Origin of the sequence: Paenibacillus phytorum (genome assembly GCF_013141715.1) — a bacterium.
Lineage (GTDB): Bacteria > Bacillota > Bacilli > Paenibacillales > NBRC-103111 > Paenibacillus_E > Paenibacillus_E phytorum.
Genome location: NZ_WHOA01000122.1, coordinates 1 through 20489, shown reverse-complemented (window position 1 = coordinate 20489; position 20489 = coordinate 1). Strand labels below are relative to the sequence as shown.

General features: G+C 45.0%; 15 protein-coding genes. 9 read left to right on the top strand and 6 right to left on the bottom strand.

Translation table 11 applies throughout. The annotated features are described in order from the left end of the window. The first annotated feature begins 294 nt into the window (after positions 1–294). Positions 295–1005 carry a YebC/PmpR family DNA-binding transcriptional regulator gene (locus tag GC098_RS18005; RefSeq protein WP_171644537.1) on the top strand — a complete coding sequence of 237 codons (711 nt, stop codon included), beginning with the start codon at positions 295–297 and terminating at the stop codon, positions 1003–1005. Positions 1006–1096: 91 nt separating this feature from the next. Here the strand turns inward: GC098_RS18005 and GC098_RS18000 are convergent, their stop codons facing one another. The 3 genes from GC098_RS18000 to GC098_RS17990 form a co-directional block, all read right to left on the bottom strand. Further along, entirely contained in the window at positions 1097–1327 is a 231-nt protein-coding gene (locus GC098_RS18000) for a cold-shock protein (protein WP_171644535.1), read from the bottom strand. Positions 1328–1396: 69 nt separating this feature from the next. Then, positions 1397–1597 (bottom strand): cold-shock protein, encoded by a 201-nt coding sequence (locus GC098_RS17995; RefSeq protein ID WP_028553508.1) that lies wholly within the window; start codon positions 1595–1597, stop codon positions 1397–1399. Positions 1598–1794: 197 nt separating this feature from the next. Then, on the bottom strand, positions 1795–2217 hold the full coding sequence (locus tag GC098_RS17990; RefSeq protein WP_171644534.1) for a MarR family winged helix-turn-helix transcriptional regulator: 423 nt from the start codon (positions 2215–2217) through the stop codon (positions 1795–1797). Between the two features lie 197 nt (positions 2218–2414). On the opposite strand from GC098_RS17990, the gene GC098_RS17985 reads away from it, so the two are divergent. Together GC098_RS17985 and GC098_RS17980 are read left to right on the top strand one after the other, a co-directional pair. Beyond that, positions 2415–2870 carry a CBS domain-containing protein gene (locus GC098_RS17985; protein ID WP_171644599.1) on the top strand — a complete coding sequence of 152 codons (456 nt, stop codon included), beginning with the start codon at positions 2415–2417 and terminating at the stop codon, positions 2868–2870. Positions 2871–2921: 51 nt separating this feature from the next. Continuing rightward, on the top strand, positions 2922–4382 hold the full coding sequence (locus GC098_RS17980; protein WP_312880188.1) for an MDR family MFS transporter: 1461 nt from the start codon (positions 2922–2924) through the stop codon (positions 4380–4382). A 75-nt stretch (positions 4383–4457) separates the two neighbouring features. On the opposite strand, the gene GC098_RS17975 is transcribed toward GC098_RS17980, so the two are convergent. Continuing rightward, positions 4458–5198: an SDR family NAD(P)-dependent oxidoreductase gene (locus tag GC098_RS17975; RefSeq protein ID WP_171644532.1), complete on the bottom strand. Its 741-nt coding sequence runs from the start codon at positions 5196–5198 to the stop codon at positions 4458–4460. A gap of 126 nt (positions 5199–5324) precedes the next feature. On the opposite strand from GC098_RS17975, the gene GC098_RS17970 reads away from it, so the two are divergent. After that, a complete protein-coding gene (locus tag GC098_RS17970; RefSeq protein ID WP_171644531.1) occupies positions 5325–6218 on the top strand; it encodes a LysR family transcriptional regulator in 894 nt (297 codons plus the stop codon). A 162-nt stretch (positions 6219–6380) separates the two neighbouring features. Then, entirely contained in the window at positions 6381–10502 is a 4122-nt protein-coding gene (locus tag GC098_RS17965; RefSeq protein ID WP_171644530.1) for an OmpL47-type beta-barrel domain-containing protein, read from the top strand. Positions 10503–11250: 748 nt separating this feature from the next. Here GC098_RS17965 and GC098_RS17960 read toward each other — a convergent pair. Then, a complete protein-coding gene (locus tag GC098_RS17960) occupies positions 11251–13005 on the bottom strand; it encodes a sensor histidine kinase (RefSeq protein ID WP_171644528.1) in 1755 nt (584 codons plus the stop codon). A 17-nt stretch (positions 13006–13022) separates the two neighbouring features. Beyond that, positions 13023–14561, bottom strand: coding sequence for a response regulator transcription factor (locus GC098_RS17955; RefSeq protein ID WP_171644526.1), 1539 nt, complete (start codon positions 14559–14561; stop codon positions 13023–13025). A 249-nt stretch (positions 14562–14810) separates the two neighbouring features. Between GC098_RS17955 and GC098_RS17950 the strand changes: the two genes are divergently transcribed. The 4 genes from GC098_RS17950 (at position 14811) to GC098_RS17935 (ending at position 20486) form a co-directional block, all read left to right on the top strand. After that, positions 14811–15713 carry an ABC transporter permease gene (locus GC098_RS17950; RefSeq protein ID WP_312880186.1) on the top strand — a complete coding sequence of 301 codons (903 nt, stop codon included), beginning with the start codon at positions 14811–14813 and terminating at the stop codon, positions 15711–15713. Between the two features lie 29 nt (positions 15714–15742). Further along, on the top strand, positions 15743–16633 hold the full coding sequence (locus GC098_RS17945; protein ID WP_171644522.1) for a carbohydrate ABC transporter permease: 891 nt from the start codon (positions 15743–15745) through the stop codon (positions 16631–16633). A 123-nt stretch (positions 16634–16756) separates the two neighbouring features. After that, entirely contained in the window at positions 16757–18376 is a 1620-nt protein-coding gene (locus tag GC098_RS17940) for an extracellular solute-binding protein (protein WP_171644521.1), read from the top strand. Between the two features lie 82 nt (positions 18377–18458). Continuing rightward, positions 18459–20486, top strand: coding sequence for an alpha-galactosidase (locus GC098_RS17935; RefSeq protein WP_171644519.1), 2028 nt, complete (start codon positions 18459–18461; stop codon positions 20484–20486). Positions 20487–20489 lie beyond the last annotated feature (3 nt).

The window sequence follows — 20489 nt, the reverse complement described above, 5'->3', positions numbered from 1 at the left end:
TCTATAGGTGAACTATCTTCGAGGGCTATCCTCCGAATCCGAATGGAATCGGTCGGGGATAGCCCTTTCCTTATGGTTCCGCGAGCCGAAGCTCGTCGGTAGAGCCTGAGAAGCCGAAAATCGACTTCTCAACAGTCTGTGGCAGACCGTCCTACACGTCTGTTGTGATTAGCTCATAAATGATTTTCAACAACGAAAAACATGAGCTCAGGAATACGAATGCAACTTTTTTTCCATTTAGAATGAAAATCGGTTATTATATTAATGAAATAAAAATAGAAAGTGGGATCAATCGTGGGCCGTAAGTGGAATAACATTAAAGAGAAGAAAGCCTCTAAAGACGCAAATACAAGTCGAATTTACGCTAAGTTCGGCCTAGAAATTTATGTAGCCGCTCGGAAGGGTGAACCGGATCCTGAAGCGAATCGTGCTTTGAAAGTTGTCCTCGAACGGGCAAAAACTTATAATGTGCCGAAAGCAATTATTGATCGTGCTATCGATAAAGCAAAAGGCAGCTCAGATGAAATTTATGAGGAGCTTCGTTATGAGGGCTTCGGACCAAACGGTGCGATGGTCATTGTGGACGCACTCACGAATAACGTGAACCGTACTGCTTCAAGCGTACGTGCAGCATTTAGTAAAAATGGCGGTAATATGGGCGTAAACGGCTCAGTCGCTTACATGTTCGATGCCACTGCTGTCATCGGTATTGAAGGCAAGAGCATCGATGACATCATGGAAATTTTGCTGGAAGCGGATGTAGACGTTCGTGACATTACTGAAGAAGATGAAATGGTTATGGTTTACGCTGACCCGGAGCAGTTCCATGCTGTTCAAGAATCATTCAAAAAGGCTGGAATCACGGAGTTTGCCATTGCTGAACTGACGATGTTAGCTCAAAACAGCATCACTTTATCAGAAGAAGGCCAAGCCCAATTCGATAAATTGATTGATGCTTTGGAAGATTTAGAGGATGTGCAGCAGGTGTATCATAACGTGGAATAACAACGGGTCTCATAAAACAACGAAAAAGCTGGTTCCTGTACGTAACAGAAACCAGCTTTTTTTGTATGCACCGTAATCAATATGGTTCCCCCTACGAGATCTGTCTGCCTTTATTTAGGGACTTCATATCTATGTTGGAGTTGGCAAGCAGAGGAAGCATCTTCACGCTACTAATCATGGGTGAATGGCAAAGGTGGCAAGTTGGAACGTATTCAAACGCAAAATTGTCTCGAATCCAACCCTTACAATCTTCTTTCTTGCAAGCCCAGATTGTAGTGTTTTCTTGAGGGAGATCCTCTAACGATTTTCTTCGAAAATACATAGTTTATCCTCCTTAGATTAAAAAAACTGCCCTTAACACGTGTTAAGGACAGTTTACTGTGTCTGTGTATTACAGTTTTACAACATTCTCGGCTTGTGGTCCGCGGTTGCCTTGAGCTACGTTGAATTCAACACGTTGACCTTCGTCTAGTGATTTGAAACCATCGCCTTGAATCGCGGAGAAATGTACGAATACGTCATTTCCGCCCTCTACTTCGATAAACCCAAAACCTTTTTCTGCGTTAAACCATTTTACTGTTCCTGTTTCCATAATAAATTACCTCCAAATAGTTATTAACATGTTTTTTTAACAAAAAAATCACACATTGAAAAAGGTACCATTACACAAATGATCACCTTTTCAATATGTGAATTCATGTGAAAACTGTTTATAAGATGTATCTTATCACACAAAAGTCTGCAAAGCAAATTAGCGTGAATCCAATGAGGGTGGAACTATGGGAGGAGCTATATAAAAGTGCGGTTAAACTTACTCAGAAGTTCTCCGAACATTTGCTGATCTTCCAAAGACCAGTCCTGCAATAGCTCCGCTACTCGTTCGAATCGCGCCTGTTTGTTTGAAGCCAGTTCTTTGGCCCCGCTTTCCGTGATTTGTAGGGAATAGGCACGTCCATCCTGAGGATCTAGAATCCGGTATACATAGCCTTTTTGTTCCAAAGCGGCCGATTGTCGGCTGATTGTCGAGATATCCAGATGAAATTCCTCTGCCAAGGCTTTGACACCTGCAGATCCGTGTGAAGAGATTTGATGAAGTAAAAGATAGGCAGAACGATCAAGATTTCCAACTTTTTTATTGGTAGTTGCGGCCATAAATCGGCGCATAAGAATGGCTAATTCAAGCTCAATGGTTTCGGCTGGATGTTTCGTCATAGGTTACCTCGTCTTTAATTTCTTTATACAACTTCATTACTTTTATCGTAACATACCCGGTATGTTTTGAATATCTTCGAACATACGGACTGAATATGGATTGACTTCGCATCACATAGTTGTATAATGCAAGTATATAGTTTCATCATACAACTTATTTGAACAGAAGGCAATTTCTAAACTGGAGGGGAACCGTCATTAAGGCAAATGAAATCATGGTTCGTCAAGTCTACAAAGTAAAGGAAGGCGATTCTGTACGCGACGTGATTGAAAAATTTATTAAGCACAGAATCAGTGGGCTTCCCGTTGTTAACGATCGGAATGAAGTGGTTGCTTACATTAGTGATGGGGATATTATGCGTTTTATCGGCAAGCATGACGACCATGTCTTCGGTTCTTATTTCTACACGGCTGTCATCAAGGGAGACAATCAAGAGTTCCACGAAAGAGTTCAGAGCTTGCTTCCTTTGAATGTGATGAAAATCGCCCGAAAGAAGGTATTTACCGTAGATTCGGATGAGGATATTGAACAAATTGCTGCCATATTGGGTAAAAAACGAATTAAAAAACTGCCGGTTCTAAACCAAGGCGTTCTTGTCGGAATAATTAGCAGGGGGGATGTTATTCGGCATTCCTTCCAGTCCATTTTATAAGGATGCCAAAGGAAAGGATAGAACGTACAGCGGCAAGTTGGAGGAAAAGAAGTGGAGAGTAGAGACTCAATACAGAAACCATTCTGGCGTATTGTTTTTGCTGTATTTTTTGGGAATTTCATGGCGACTTTGAGCACGACTTCCATTAATGTCGCTTTGCCCGTTTTCATGGACGATTTTAATGCTCCGCTGAATACCGTTCAATGGATGATGTCCGGATTTATGCTGGCAACAGGTGTTATTGCTCCTGTTATTGGATTCATCGGGGATAAATTAAGCTACAAACGGTTGTATGTGTACGCGTTAGGTGGATTTATGTTAACCTCCTTACTTTGCATTTTCTCATGGAGTATGGAATCGCTTATCGCTTTTCGAATTCTTCAGGGGCTCTTTAGCGGCATTATTATGCCCACAACGATGACAATTATTTATCAGGTAATTCCCAAAGAGAAGCAAGCCAGCGCGATCAGTCTTTGGACCGTTTCTGCGATGCTGGCACCTGCATTCGGCCCTACGCTCGGAGGCTGGTTAACGGAATTTTATGGCTGGAAAGCTCTATTCCTCATGAACATTCCGATCGGAATCGTAGCAATGATCGTCACACAGCGATTTATTCCGTACTATCGGCTGGGGAAAGGTTTATCCTTGGACTTCATCGGATTCATAACAGTCATCATCGGAACGAGCTCGCTGCTTACATCCTTTAGTCAAAGTCATAGCTGGGGGTGGACATCATGGAAAACGATGTTGCTTATGCTTGTGGGCATTATCATGATTGCTTACTTTGTTATGCGGTCGCTTAACTCAAACGAACCGCTGCTTAATTTGCGCTTATTCAAAATACCGCGTTTTACGTACAGTCTAATTTTGAATTGCACCATTACAATTTCGCTATATGCAGGAACTTTCCTTATCCCCATTTACCTGCAAAAAATTCAACATGAATCCACACTGCACACCGGGCTTGTCATGCTGCCGGGAACACTGGCGATGGTGCTTGTTTCTTCACTGGTGGGGAAAGTATATAGCAAGGTGGGGCCATTCCGCTTGGTCCTGTCTGGCGTTATACTGATGGCTGTGGCTACGTGGGCTATGTCCCTATTAAGCATGACTTCTAGTACAATCTTCATCGTTACCTGGATTGCCATTCGTTACGTTGGAATCGCTATGAGCAATATGCCTGTAACAAATGCCGGCATGTCCGCTATTCCATCGCAAATGTCAGGTCAAGCGTCGGCACTCATGAATTGGATCCGTCAAGGAACCGCTGCGCTTTCTGTGAGCCTTTTCAGCACCATTCTTTCTTCCAGAACTCTTAGTTATATGGGACAATCAGGAGCTAATGATAGCCAAGCGGCTTCGCGCGCACTCTCCCTTAGCATAAAGGACGTGTTTATAATCGGCACGATACTTGTTGTCATAGCGGTACCACTCACATTTTTCCTCAGGAAAAAAAGTCCCTCTGCTGGCGGGGTGATCATGGGCAAGATGGAGGACGTAAAAAACGGATAAGTATCGACTGGTTACTAGTAGTTTTTTGAACAAGGAGCAGACTGCCGTTGCAGCTACTCCTTGTTTTTAATTTGATTATAACGTTTGTCCACTATCCACAGTAATGATTTGACCTGTCATTGCTTCTTGTTCCAAGGCTGCACAGATAAATTTAGCAATATCTTCAGGTGCGGAAATGCGCTGCAGCAGAAGATTAGGAGCTAACTTGTTCATTTGTTCTTCTCTTCCAGTCCACCATCTTGTAGCGACGGCTCCCGGTGCAACGCAGTTGACTTTAATATCTGGAGCTAAGGCGCGTGCTAACGATTTCGTAAGACCGTGAACTGCCGCTTTGGATACGGCGTATGGAAGTGAGGAGCCTAATCCTGTTTGTCCCGCTATACTGCCGAGATTGACTATCGCTCCTTGTTTATTCATTTTCATGAAGGGGGCAACAGCTCTAGCGCAGAAATACATACCTTTGACATTAACATCATAAAGTTCATCCCATACTTCTTCTGTTGCCGCTTCCAGATCATCAAACGGGATATGCCGTGTAATGCTGGCATTATTCACAAGCAAATCAATTGTCCCAAATTGTTGAACCAATGTATCTACCATTTTACTGACTTCTTTGTCTTGAGAAACATCGGCTTGTATGGCTATTGCGCGGCCACCTTTTGTACGGATGATTTGTGCTGTTTCTTCCGCATCGTCTTTAGACCGCGAATAGTTCACCGCGACAGTTGCCCCACGCTCAGCAAGTGCTAGGCAAGTAGCCCTTCCGATCCCTGTACCTCCTCCAGTAACAAGAGCCACTTTGTCTTTTAATTCCATATGTAGCCATCTCCTTTTGCTGCACTTTGATATAAATGATTGTATATTGCTATTTCGAATTTGTATAATTGAAGTAATTGATCGATATGTTCAAAAAAATTGAACTTGGTCGCAAGGGGGACTACGATGGATCTTAAAACATTAAAAACGTTTCAAATGATTGTAAAGTACGGTAGTTTTATCCGCGCAGCTGATGAAATGAATTATGTGCAATCGACCGTTACGATGCAAATTCAAAAGCTTGAATCCGACTTGGGAGTTCAGCTTATCGAACGCGGAAAAAAAATCAAGTTAACAGAAGCCGGGAGACTGTTCTATGAACAGAGTTTGCAAATTGTAAAGAATATAGAGCAATTACAAACGAACTTGTCGGATTTGCGATTAGGCGAAACGGGGAATATCCGTTTAGGGGTGACGGAGCCAACTGCCAGTTATCGATTACCTGGTATCTTAGAGAGGTTTTTATCACAATTTCCGAAAATCCGTATCTCTGTGGAATTTGCAAACACGCCAACATTGAGCGAGCGGCTTCTCAAAGGGGATATCGATTTGGCTCTTTGTTCGGCACCGGATCTGGGTTCCGATCTCTATTTTGAACCTTTATTTAAGGAAAAGTTTGTGGTCTTGATGACGGAGAACCATCCGCTTGCCCAAAAAGCTGTTATCGCGCCGGAGGATATTCCGGGACATCGTCTGCTTATCACGTCAGCAACCTGTCCTTACCGCAGAAAACTTGAGATGGTTTTGCAGGAATCGGGGAACATTCCAATAGATACTATGGAGATTGGCAGTATGACAGCTTTGAAATATTATGTCGAAAGCGGTTTAGGTATTGCCCTTGTGCCAGAGATTGTTTTGAAACCAGTTCCTACAGGAACGACGATACGGCCTATGAGCGGCAGTCTTATAGACATGACTTTCGGCCTTCTCTCCAAGCCTTCGGAATATCCGTTGAAACAGGCAAGCTCAAAGCTTTACCAATTTTTCAAGCAAGAACTTCTTGAACATTTTCCTGATTGACTCAAAACTTAGACCCTCAGCCCGTTGCTGTGGGTTTTTTGCTAGCAAATTACAAAGACCGTTAATTATCGTTATATTTCTGAAAATAATCGTGTAGAGATCTCTTTGATTTCATTCCTATAATGGACATGAATGTAATTACATTGTACAAGGAGAGATTTTATGCGAGAAAGGATTGCGAAATGGGTAGCTTTGTTCATGCTTTTGTTTTTGACGGTCCCAACCAACGCGGGTATTGGCGTTCAAACCGCGTATGCGGATAGTCAGACCTATGAAGCCGAGGCCTCGGTTAATGTTTTAAGCGGTAACGCATTAGTGGCCGAATGCACCGTATGCTCGGGAGGAAAGAAGGTAGGCGGCCTCTATCAAGGAAGCTCGCTGCAATTCAACGGAATTACCGTGAACGAAGCTGGGAGCTACAAGGTGTCGGTTTCTTACATATCCGGCGATCCTCGTTCGGTGAATATCCGTGTAAATGGAGGGAGTGCGGAAAATTTCGATTTTCCCAAAACGGTTGATTGGAGCACGGTCGGCACCTTTGATGTCACGCTTCAATTAAATGGCGGTACGAATACAATCGTGTTCGACGATGGTAATTGGTATTCGCCGGACATTGATAAGATCGTAGTAGCGCCCACAGCAACTCCCGGTGGTGGAGGCGGAAGCGAACCGCAGCCGACATTTGCACAAAATTACGAGGCTGAGTCTGCTGTAAATATGCTTACTGGCAAAGCTTCCGTCTCCAATTGCGGCACGTGTTCAGGAGGCAAGAAAGTCGGCAATCTGTATCAAGGAAGCTCGTTGCAATTCAATCAAATCCAAGTGAATGCTCCCGGTATCTACACGGTGAAACTGTACTATATATCCGGAGATCCTAGGTCTGTTCAAGTGAGTGCGAACGGAGGGGCGTCCGAGCTGTATGATCTGCCGAAAACGACGGATTGGAACACAGTTGGGACGTTTGACGTCGATCTTTCTTTAAAAGCGGGCAGCAACACGATCATCTTGTCTGACGGCAATGCTTACTCCCCTGATATCGATAGGATCGCTGTGTCGCCCAAAATCGTTACCTATGAAGCGGAATCATCCGCTAACACACTTGCAGGCAAAGCAAGCATTGCGAACTGCAGCAGCTGTTCCGAAGGCAAAAAAGTCGGCAATCTATATCAAGGTAGCTCCCTGCAATTTAATGGGGTTGAGGTGGGATCAACCGGGAATTATCAAGTAACGGTTTCTTATATATCCGGCGATCCTCGTTCCGTACAAGTCAGTGTAAACGGTGGAGCCGCTGAAACGTACGATTTTCCGAAAACACCCGACTGGAACACGGTGAATACGTACGTTATTCCTTTAGCTTTAGTGGCTGGCAGCAATACGATCCAGTTTGCAGACGGCAACGGCTACTCCCCGGATTTGGATAAAATCGTGGTCGGTCCAAAGATTGAACCGAATCCTGGCGAAGACGATAACGTTGGGGGCAGCCTCGGCGATCCCGGCGAGTCGAAACAGTATGGTTCCATCACTGTAACGCATTATACGTATGGCGCGACTTTTTCGAACGGCGAGACTACCATTTCGTACCATACAGACAGCGGTCTGGCGGATTATTCTTGGAAAGACGCCAAAATTGTAAAAGGCGTATACGGCAGCTTACAATTGGGCGAACTTGTCACTAGCAAGAGTTATACCAGTCACACCTTATCGGATGCTGCGATTATCCCGGTTCATGACGCATTCGGTACTGGGCTTCGTTTTACCGTTATCAACGAATCATCCGGTAAACCTGCGCTGCATCAAATTTATACCTTGTATGAAGGAAAGAACTTCTTCCTTACACAGTTAGAGGCGGTTAACACTTCATCCATGACGACGAATAACATGGCTCCTATCGTTGTAAACAATAGCGGCGGAGTGGATATTGGAAGCTATGCGGATAACAGAGCGTTATTTGTCCCATTTGATAATGATAATTGGATTCGGTATAAGGCCCAATCGATCAACACTTCGAACACGGGTTATGAAGTAACGGCTATTTATGATAACGCGAATCGGAATGGTATCGTGATCGGCTCCGTCACTCACGATACTTGGAAGACGGGCATTTCCTGGAACGGGTTTAATAACAAATTGAATAATCTCACGGTGTATGGCGGAGCATCATCCAACATAACGCACGATGCCGAACCTCACGGGAGCATTTCAGGTACTAAATTAACGTCACCAACCGTGTTTGTCGGTTACTTCGCGGATTACCGTGCCGGTCTCGAGGAATACGGCCGTGCGAATGCCGTTCTCACTCCGCCTTTAAACATCCGCGGCCCAGTTGCCCAAGAAGTTCCTGTTGGCTGGAACAGTTGGGGGGCTTACGGCAGTAATCTCACCTACCAAGATGTCATAGATACGTCGAATTACTTCAAGACGCACCTTCAAAACAATAATTTTAACAACAAAGGTGCACTATACATTAACTTGGACTCCTATTGGGACAATTTAACGGATACCCAGCTGCAGAATGCGGTGGCAACAATCCGGGAAAATGGTCAGCAAGCTGGTATTTATTGGGGACCCTTCGTTTACTGGGGCAATGATATGAGTCAGACTGTCGAGGGTACGAACAATCAATATACGTACGGAGACATTGTTTTGAAGGATAGCACAGGAAAGATCCTGCCTACTCTGGACGGCGCCTATGCACTTGATCCGACTCATCCGGGCACGAAGGCACGAATGGACTATTATTTGGGCAAATTTAAGACCTTAGGTTTCACTTTTATCAAATTGGATTTTTTAACGCACGGTTCTTTGGAAGGGAAGCATGCCGACCCAACCGTGACCACCGGTATTCAAGCATATAATCAAGGGATGGCTTACGTGAACCGTGTCATTGACGGCAGCATGTTCATTAGCGAATCGATTGCGCCGTTATTCCCCAGCCAATATGCACACAGCCGTCGAATCTCTTGTGATGTGTACGGCAAAATCAGTGAAACGGAATATGAACTAAATGCGCTCACCTATGGTTGGTGGCAGAATGGTACGATTTACCCATACACAGATCCAGATCATATGGCGTTATCGAGGGCAAGTTCCTTGGACGAAGCACGCAGTCGTGTAAATTCTGCCGTTATTTCCGGCACGGTATTCTTGAATTCCGATGACGTTCGTAATGTGAGCGCTCAAGCCTATATGAACGAGTTGTTGACGAATAAGGCAATTAACCGAGTCACTTTACTAGGTAAAGCTTTCCAAGCGGTCGAAGGGAACACGGGAGCAAATGCGGCTGATACGTTCGTACTGAATGACAACGGAACTTATTATGTGGCTGTTTTCAATTACAGCGCTGCTTCCTCATCGACGAAGTCCATCGATCTGGCTCGTGCGGGATTGAATGGCATCAGTAATTATCAACGAACGGATTTATGGACGGGAGCCGAGGATAAGGTGAGCGGTAAGCTGAACGTAATCCTGAAGCCCGCCGAGTCTAAACTGTTTAAGCTTCATCTTGATTCTATTCCTCCTACGACGAGCGTCGTTTTGGATGGGATCAGCGGTTCTGGAACCTTTACCAACAAAGACATCACTATGACATTTAACGCAGCGGATCAACTGGGAGGCACCGGCCTCCTATTGACTGAATATCAGGTGAACGGTGGAAATTGGGTAACGGTAGACGGACCTGTGACGCTTTCCGAGGAAGGTGTTTACAGCATTCATTATCGTTCGAAGGATCGATCTGGTAATGTGGAGGATGCCAAGCAAGTGACTTTAGGCATTGATCGTACAGCACCCGTTGTCCAAATAACCGATTCATTAACAATCTGGCAAACAGATCCGTTGAGCCTGCCTGTTCAGATCACGGATGCGTTAAGCGGCATAAGCAATAGCACCGTTCAACTGGATAAGAAAATCACGAGTAATCCAATCAAAGTTGCCCCAGCTGCTTTAGCCGTTGGAAACCATGTGATTGAGATAACCGGGACGGATCTGGCTGGCAATGTAACGGCGAGTACGTATTCGCTTCAGGTACAGATTGATACCAATCATTTCATTGATCTCATCAACATCGGTGTTGCGAACGGTTCGATCACGATTTCAGACAAAGGCAAGGAGTTGCTTGCCAAAGTGGAAACGATTATTCGTAGCAACAATAAAGAAGCGACTGTCCGTCAATTAAAGGCGCTGCGACTCTTTGTGGAAGCTTTAACTGGCAAAAAGATCACCAAGGAATTCTCTGTGATCCTCATCGCCGACATTGATTACTTCATCCAGAATGCCAGTAAATAGCCGTAAAGCAAAGGGCTGTCCCAAAAGGGTTATAGACCCTGAGGGGTATCTACCATGAAGATGGTTACACGTATCCATGAGGACTTCCGCCAATAGGGGGAGGTCCTTTTTAGTCAGTGTTGTTCTTAACGGAACGACAAGCCGCTAAAGTGGATGAAATGAGCTGAAAATTGAATTAGCGGAACGAGGAGGCTTTATTTAATGAAATTTGTGCAATTCGAAGTTAAAAACAATGGAATAACGTCTCTACGTTCCTCGTTTCTTGAATTAGAGCATATTTCACGTAAATAGCGTCGCTACGTTCCCCTTAGAGTAAGCCTACCCTGATGGATGCAATGTATCCATGAAAAAGCTGCCCCTCTAATGTATTTAACATTGTTGGGAGAGTTATTTTTTACAATTTTTGGGGGTAGGCGACGGACAGCTTCATGAAGGTAGGTAGGCTATCGTGGTTAGGCAATGTTGTAGTTTCTACAACAATTCACACGTCAAAAGGCTATTTTGCAAGCTGAAGTTGTAGTTTGTACAACAATTTGAACCCATTTGTTGCGAAATAGCCTTATTGGGTCCAAATTGTTGTACATTATACAACTTCAAGGGGAGTGAGGGGGATATTGACTGAAATTGTTGCACTTTATACAACATCATTCAACTGAGCATATGCATTTCGTCTCTTGGGTTCAGTCTGATTTGCATCGACCTTACTCTCACCCAAGGTCGGCATAAGCCATCTATTTTCAAATCATAATTATGAACTAATACCATGCAGCGGAATACGAATTTGCGCTTTCGTTCCGACGCCGAACTTACTATAAAGCGTAACACCGTATTCGTCGCCAAAGGCTAATTTGATCCGCTGGTCAACATTGGTAATCCCATACCCCGAGACGTTGTCGGTTTTATTCAGAGCACGCTCCAGTGTTTCAGCTCGCATGCCCATTCCGTCGTCGATCACTTCCAGATAAATATCGCGATCATCCTTGTACACCTTGATAATGATATTAATTCCAACTTCATCGTCCCAAACGGCATGATTGATGGCATTTTCGACAAATGGCTGTAACGCCAGCTTGACCGTCTGATAAACAAGTACGGAATCGTCAATCGCATAATGGAGCCGAAGGAGTCCCTCAAACCTGATCTGCTGGATGGCAATGTAATACTTGGTGAGTTTGATTTCTTCACTGATGGGCAGTATCATTTTTCCTTTATTTAAGGAGATCCGGTAAAACTTGGCAAGGTGAGAAACCATTTCGTTAGTCGTGTTATCTTTGTGTTTAACGGCCAATGCTGAGATGGACGCTAACGTATTATATAAAAAGTGCGGATTGATTTGGGCTTGCAGCATGTTCATTTCCGCTTCTTTCTTCGAAATTTCCTTCTTGTAGACCTCATTGATCAGTTCTTTCAGGCGACCTGTCATTTTTTTGAATGCAAATGATAACTGGCCAATTTCGTCATGGCCCATGAACTTCATGTTGACATTAAAATCTTCCCGTTCTACCCGCCGGATGACTTGAAGCAGGGATTCGATCCGTTTGGTGAAGAACCGTGCGGTTATATATATCAAAACAACGGAGATAGCTATGCTGCTCAAAGCAATGATTAGAATTCGCTTGGAGGCGATTTGTGCGTTTGTAATGAAGCTCTTGTAAGGGATGACGGAAATCGTTTTCCAGCCATTCTTGATCGTGTTGTAAACGACGAGCGATTTCTCGCCATTGTACATGCTGTCGAAGCTTCCTGAGTTTTTCTCACCAAAGGTACCGGGGATCAGTGTGCCGATATTTTGGTTCAGAAGCGCTTTGTTGCGGTTAGATAAGATATTTCCGTTTTCGTTAACGATATAAATGTCTTTTTGTTTATCTTCCTTTTCCATGAGCCGATAAATGTCGGCTTCGGCAATATCGAACGTAAGAATACCGTAAGGATAGTTAAGGCTGTTGTTATTAAGCAAACGCGCCAGCTTGAATACGGGTTCAGTGACAGCTGTAGTTGCGGAAACGCTGTAAGTCACATTCCCATAAGAGTGGGCGATCGACTCGTACCAATTGGTTGTTTTTGCCTCAGCATCAATTCGCTTTATATATACACTGTCCGCAGGAAATGTCGTATTGCTTGTGTAGATGGATACCGCCCGAATGTCGGGATTCGTGGCCAGTACATTATTAATCACATTATTGAAGTAAATGTACGAATCCAAGTAGTCTGTACTGTTTTCGGTGTAATCTTTGGTCAGCAGCAGACGCAGCGTATTATCCAAATAAATGGATGCAGATATTTTCGAATAGGAATCTAGCTTCGTTTCCAAGTTGGCGTTAAGTTGATCTGTCGTTGTAATCATATTGGTATAGATTTGCGTCGTTAGTTCCCGTTTGGTCGTGTCATACGAATATTTTACGAAAAATAATAACGGTAAGATCGAAACGATGCAAAAGACGGCGAATAACTTGCTGCGCAAACTGAGATTAAGAAATGTTTTGGCTATAAACCGTAGTGGCAATGGCAATCGTCCTTGTATCATAAAAGTTTTTTCCGGTATTCGTTGGGTGTCGTTCCTTTGAACTTCTGAAACACAGAGCAAAAATAGGAGACGTTTTCGTAGCCAACGGATGCAGCAATCTCATGGATTTTTTTGGATTTATCTTTGAGCAGTTCAGCAGCATGATGAATCCGCACACGTGTCAAATATTCCAATATTGTTTCTCCTGTTTTATCCTTAAATATGGTTCGCACGTAATTGGGCGACAAATACACCTGTTTAGCGATATCCTCGATGGTCAACTGTCTGCTGAAGCTGCGGTCGATGAGACTAGCGATTTGATGAATGATATGAAGATTCTTGTCCTTGTCCTTTTCCTTCATAAGGGAGAGGATGGAATGGCAGACCTCCAGGATGTGATTTTCGATTTCATTTATGGTGGAGTAATTGGCGATACGCTTCCAATCGTCGACATACATCGAATTGACGGAGTCACCCCCGAGTAAATTGGCAAAATGCTGCTCAATGGCCGTAATAAGGCGTAAAGAGCTTGAACATACCAGATCCCTGTCGACCTTCGAGGTGCGCATTGCTTCAAAGAAGTCTCGAATCACGGTAATAGCTGCAGATTCCTGCAAGTGGGAAATGGCATGACAAAGTGATGCAATTGCCGGTTCAGGGTTCACCTCTATGTAGACCGGCTCAGCGGCTTGATCGGCCTTTGTACACGATCCCAAGCCGAAATAAAATTTACTTTCATTTGCTCGTTTGGCGCCTGCACATAACTCGTATAGGCTTTCGAGGCCCATAGCAACGTCCGATACACCGATTGAAATGATCGCGTCGTTTCTGTCGTTTACATACCGAATCAGTTCCTCTCCTGTATGGCAAAGCTCTATTGACGGAGTATCAGGCTTGTGACAGAGAAGTACGAATGTTCCTTCCTTGATTTGACAGAGAAAGGAACGGGGGATTTCCGTCTGCGCGAAATGACGGATAAGTGTCACGAGCTCCACACCATAATTGCGGATAGGGTCAACTGTTATATATAAAATTTGAAAAAAAACGCTCGAAGGCATCATGGATGGCAGCAGTAACAATTTATCAATCCATTGGGACCTAACCATGGGACTACTTTCCAAGATCAGCTCTCTCAGATAAGATTCCTTTAGTACTTCCGAGGTTTGGGAGGAAATCCGGAATTCCTCGCACTTCTGTTTGACTTTCTCCATTAAATGCTGGAGCTCCCCCATGTCGAGAGGCTTTAATAAATAGCCGATCGCTTCCACGGACAGTGCCGCTTTGATATAGTGAAACTCATCGTGGCCGCTAAGGAATGCGATCTGGACATTGCGATTGAGTTGTTTGGCCCGTCTGCTGAATTCCAGTCCATCCATAATCGGCATACGGACGTCCGTTAATATGATATCAGGACGAAGCTCTTCCATGCGCAGAAGTGCTTCTCTGCCATTCTTCGCCGTGCCAGCGACACGAATGCCCATGTCTCCCCAACGAACGTAATCGGCCAACATCTCGAGCTCCATTTTTTCATCATCTACAAGCAGTATGCTGTACATTGAAAGCGCTCCCACCTTTCCAAACGCTGATATGACCCATTTTATTGTAAAACGTATAACTCAAATAAACAATGACCCCGCCAAAGGATCGTTCATTTGGAATATAATTCTGAAGATGCTTGTATAGAATTGTTTTCTGCTCATTCCTATAATGAGAATATACAAAATGATTATGGTTGTGACTGAGCGGCACAAGCCGCCGCAGCCTGGAAAAGGCGGGTTATACATATGGAAGCGCGACTCAGAAGGATGAAAGGACAAAAATATTTATACTTAATGATCCTGCCCGCCTTCATCTCTACCATCTTATTTTCCTATGGTCCGATGTTCGGCTTGTACATGGCATTCATCAATTACTCGCCAGGCGGTGGTTCCTTTTTCCACCAGTTTTTTACGAGCAAGTTTGTCGGTTTTGAGTGGTTTCGGTACTTCTTTACAAGCGGTGATTTTTATATCATCATGCGTAATACGATTGCGCAAAGCTTCTTATCGCTGTTGGTTGGATTTCCGGCCCCGATTGTGTTAGCCCTAATGATCAATGAGGTGAAGACCGGCTTATTCAAAAAAGTGGTACAAACGGTATCGTATTTGCCTCACTTTATATCTTGGGTCATTGCGGCAAACATCATCATAACGCTGCTATCCTCGCAGGGGCTGATCAACAAGTTGTTGATGCTTATGCACATCACGGAGCAACCGGTGCAATTTTTCCAAAACGGCCATTATTTTTGGGGGATTATTGCTGTATCCAATATGTGGAAAGATATGGGATTTAACGCAATCATGTATTTGGCTGCAATTTCCGCTATTAATCCCGAACTATATGAAGCGGCAAGAGTTGACGGTGCCAGCCGCTTACGCCAAATGTTTCACGTCACACTTCCGTCTTTACGCCCAACGATCGTTATTCTGGCCATTTTGTCAGTAGGAGGTATCTTGAACGCGGGGTTCGATCAGCAGTATTTGTTGCAAAACAACACCATCTTGAAATATTCGGACGTTATCGATACCTATACATACCGATACGGACTGCAGAACGGCATGTTCTCTTATGGTGCTGCGGTTGGGCTGTTCAAATCGGTCATTGCTTTCATCCTGGTCGTCAGCGTCAATACACTCTCCAAACGAATGAATCAGCAATCTTTGTTCTAATAAGAAAAGATAGGAAAGGGTGGGTCTGAATGAGAACAAGATCAAGTGGCGATATCGTCTTCACCTGGGTCGTTTATGTGTTCCTTCTTCTCGTATTTATCGCAACGTTCTACCCCTTCTGGAATATTCTCGTGCTGTCTCTAAACAGTGCGGAGGATACGATCCTGGGCGGCGTTTATTTCTGGCCGAGGGTGTTTTCCTTAACAAGCTATGCACAGATTTTAGGCGATCAGGAAATTATTAATGGGGTCAAAGTGACTCTTGCACGTACGTTGATCGGCACGCCACTAGCTGTTCTGGTAATCAGTCTGCTTTCTTACCCGCTCAGCAAGCGTGATTTGGTCGGTGGGAAGTTCATCACACTTTTCTTCATATTCACGATGTACTTTGGCGGAGGCTTAATCCCCTACTATATGATCTTAAAGAGTCTTCACCTTATTGATACCTTCTGGGTGTACATCGCGCCAGGTCTTATGAATGTGTTTTTTATGATATTGGTACGCACATTTATTCAGCAGCTTCCTGGGGAATTAGATGAATCTGCGAAGATGGACGGCGCGAACGATCTGCAAATTTTCGTCAAGATCGTATTGCCGCTGACGACTCCGGTGCTTGCTACGATAGGATTGTTTACGGCGATCGGCCATTGGAATTCTTGGTTCGATTCCTATGTATTCACCTACAAGCCTGAATTGAAGACGCTGCAGGCTGTTCTCGTCAAAATTTTGAATCAGTATCAGACGTCTTCTATGGTGTCGGATGCGCAACAGATGGCGGATTCGGCCAAACGCCTCGCCGTATCGTCGGATTCGATCCGCATGGCTGCAACGATCGTGGCAACGGTGCCTATTGTCATCGTGTATCCGTTCTTGCAGAAGTATTTTGTGAAAGGCATGACCGTGGGAGCAGTTAAAGCCTAATCCAGCTTTCTCATTCTTGAAAGGCGGTGGTTGGGAGCGCAATCCGCAGAGGATAGGACGATATCCTATTAAGCAAGGTAATCAGCTGTTTCCAATACAATTAGTCAAGGGGGATTTTATTCCATGTTCAAGACCAGGAAAACGTTCAACGTGCTGCTTTCAACGGTCCTTATGGGTTCCGTCATCGCCGGTTGCTCTACAAAAGAAAATACGGCTTCGCCAAGCGATAAGCCAGCTGTTGCAACCGATAACAAAGCAAACGATACGACACCGATTAAAATGACGTTCTTTGATAAAAATACAGGCGACGCCTTCACGAACGAGGTTGCCAAGGAAATTACGAAACGGACGGGCGTTACGATCGAAATTCAGCAGCCAACGGGCAATCCTTCAGAAAAGCTGAATCTGATGCTCGCCAGCAGCGATTTGCCGGATCTTGTGCTAATGGACCGCGGAGGAGACATCGTTAGTAAGTACATCGCCGCAGGGGCGATTATTCCGTTGGATGACCTGATTGCGAAATACGGTCCCAACGTGCAGAAAATGTATGGGGACACTTTGAAAAAGACGCGGTTTACCGACGGGAAAAACTACTATCTTTCTAACTGGTACGGCGCGGAGAATGAGCCTGTATTCGGCATAAATATGCGCATGGATTGGCTTAAACAGATTGCTCCGGACAAAGCTGAAGGCGGAAAGCCGTTCACGGCAGATGAATTCGAGGCGCTGCTGAAGGATTTCAAAACAAAGCTTGGCAAAGTGGACGGCAAAGACGTATTCCCGATGAGCTTCAACGGTGAAAATATGGGCGCTTTGCTCGGAACGTTTAAAGGCATGTGGGGGATGAAGACATATTACGAAGAGAATGGAACACTGAAGTACGATGTAAAGGACCCGAAATATAAGGACATGCTGATGTACTTGAATAAGTTGTACCGCGAAGGATTGATTGATCCGGAATGGCCAGTCAACAAGAAGCAAACGTGGGAGCAAAAGATTTCTAACGGACTCGTATTTGCATCACCAGGCGCTTATTGGGATTTCGGTACGCCTAACGGTGTGCTTAAGAAAGCAGGCGGACCTGAAAAGCAGCTTTATCCATATAAGCTAGTAGGACCTGGCGTTGACCCGGCAAAAACGACTTTAGGGCCAAAAAGCTCGCTTGGTTGGGATGCGATTGCGATCACAAAGACGAATAAAAATCCAGAAAGAACGATGAAACTCATTGACTTCCTAGCTAGCGAAGAAGGTCAATACCTTCTCATGTGGGGGATAGAGGGTGTGCACTGGGATAAGAAGGACGGCAAGCATACGCCGCGTCCGGAAGTTCTTCAAGGCTTTAAAGACGATTGGGATAACTTCGCGAAGAAAACAGGTATTCGCAAATGGACTTGGTTCGTGAAGAACGGTAAAGGCTCCGACGGTACGCCGTATGATTTGCCGGGCCGTTACCAGCGTGGAGAGATCGACCAGATGGCTCTGAAGAATTTGTCCGATACGGTGTGGGAAACATCGGCTTATGATAATCTCGGCCCTGCCGGCGGCACCCCGGATGCGCTCGTCAGTCAGAAGATTTCAGATATTATGAGCCAAACGATTACGAAAGTCATCATCTCCAAGACCGATACGGATGCAGCCGCTCTTTTCGATAAAATGCTTGCCGATATGAAGGCAGCAGGTGACGAGAAGGTGGAGAAAATCATTAACGACAACTACAAGAAACGCATGGATCTTTGGAAATAAGATGAAGATCAGGAAGCCGAGGCACTGATCCGGCTTCCTTCTTCATTTAAATGTCTATTGGTATGAAGAGGAGCGGATAAAGATGACATTGAGCTTTCAAGAGTTGAATAACCAAGTGGTGGGAGAAAATGGGTTATGCCGAATTATCGTCGATCTCGCGAGCGGATTAATCGAGTATGAATGGGATTCCGGAAGCCGCTTGAGTGGCGCTTACAGCGCAGCGCGGATCGATGGAGGCAAATACGTTGCTTCGACCGAATATTCGGAGCACAAGCTGGCCGCTAGCGGCGCTCAAATGATCCGTGATGATTTCGGCACCGGCTGTCGGTTCTCTGTGATTCATTCGGCTGAGTCGCTTCCGGTTATGACGCAGACGTTTTGGCTATATGAAAAAGTGCCATATTTTTTCGTTCAGGTTGAGCTGGAGGGTGTCTCGGGAGAATTGGAGACAAACTATATTTCTCCTTTGACAGTGGATGCTGCTAAGGGATCATCAGCTTTGGAAATGGCGGCAGAGGAACTGCGCGCGCTGTTGGTGCCTTTCGATAACGACAAGTGGGTACGTTACGAATCAACCGCCATGCCGAACCAGCTGGAAAGCTATGAGGTAACGGCTATTTTCGAACCTGCATCGAGAAAAGGGCTAGTTGTTGGTTCTGTTACCCATGATACATGGAAAACAGGTCTGAAAGTAGTCGGACATGAAGGAGCTGCTATTCACCATCTGGAGGTATACGGTGGAGTTGCTGGCGAGTATACGCGCGATACCATTCCTCACGGTACGCTGATCGGCAAAACGATTGCTTCACCGCGTATCTTTGTGGGGATGTATGCGGATTACAGAACCGGACTGGAGGAATACGGAAAGGCCAATGCTGTGATAGCTCGACCTCTTCAATGGGAACACGGTGTTCCTTTCGGTTGGAATAGCTGGTCGGCGGCAGGTGGAGAACTCGACTACGAGCTTTACACCCATACGTCGGACTTCCTAAAGAGATTGCACGATGGTGGATTTCATCATCAGGGGACGGTCTATATAAACTTTGATTCCTTCTGGACGAACTTAACACAGCAGCAGCTCGAAGACGCCGTGCGCCACGTTCGTGACAATGGACAAAAGCCCGGCATTTATTGGACACCTTTTGCCTTCTGGGGGAACGATTTCGATCGGGTTGTGGAAGGCACGGACGGCAAGTATACGTACCGAGATCTCTTGCTGCGCGATGAGCAAGGGCAAATTTTACCCGATTTAGACGACGGATTTGCAATTGATCCTACGCACCCTGGCAATCTGATGCGGACGGAGTGGCATCTTGAACGTTTTGTCAGGTGGGGCTTCGATTACATCAAACTCGACTTCCTTGGACACGGTGCTTTGGAGGGCGTGCACTTCGATAAGGAAGTGCGTACAGGGCTTCAAGCGTATAACCTTGGCATGGCGTTGATCAAGAATAGACTTGATCCCATGGTCATCGGACGTCCATTCTTTATCAACTTGTCCATCGCGCCGATGTTTCCACATCAATACGCCCATAGCAGGCGCATCTCTTGTGATGCTTTCGGTACACTGAAGGATACGGAGTACATGTTGAATTCACTTACATACGGATGGTGGATGAATGGGACCATTTATCCGTTCAATGATCCTGACCATACCGTTCTATATAAGAGCTTTAATCAAGAACCTACGATGGTGCAGGAAGGTAGGAGTCGTTTAAACGCTTCCCTTATTGCCGGAACAGTTCTTCTCATGGGGGATGATTTCCGCAAAGAGGAAGCAAGAACTAGGGCAGAGGACTGGTTGACCCGGCCGGAGCTGCTAAAAATTGCAAAGACAGGTAAAAGTTTTATTCCGCTTGAGGGAAATACCGATGCTGCTTCTGCTGATGTTTTTTTCCAAATGGCAGATGATGACTGCTTTATAGCCGTGTTTAACTATAATAAAGATGAAACGGTTGAGAAACGTATATCCATTGAGCGTTTGGGTCTGCCCCAAAATACGACATATGAGCTGCACGATCTCTGGGAGGAAACCACCCATCAGTCGTCAGGAGACTTAAGCGTTCTCTTGGAGCCAGCGGAGTCGAAGATTTTTAAGTTGATTTTTTAGAGG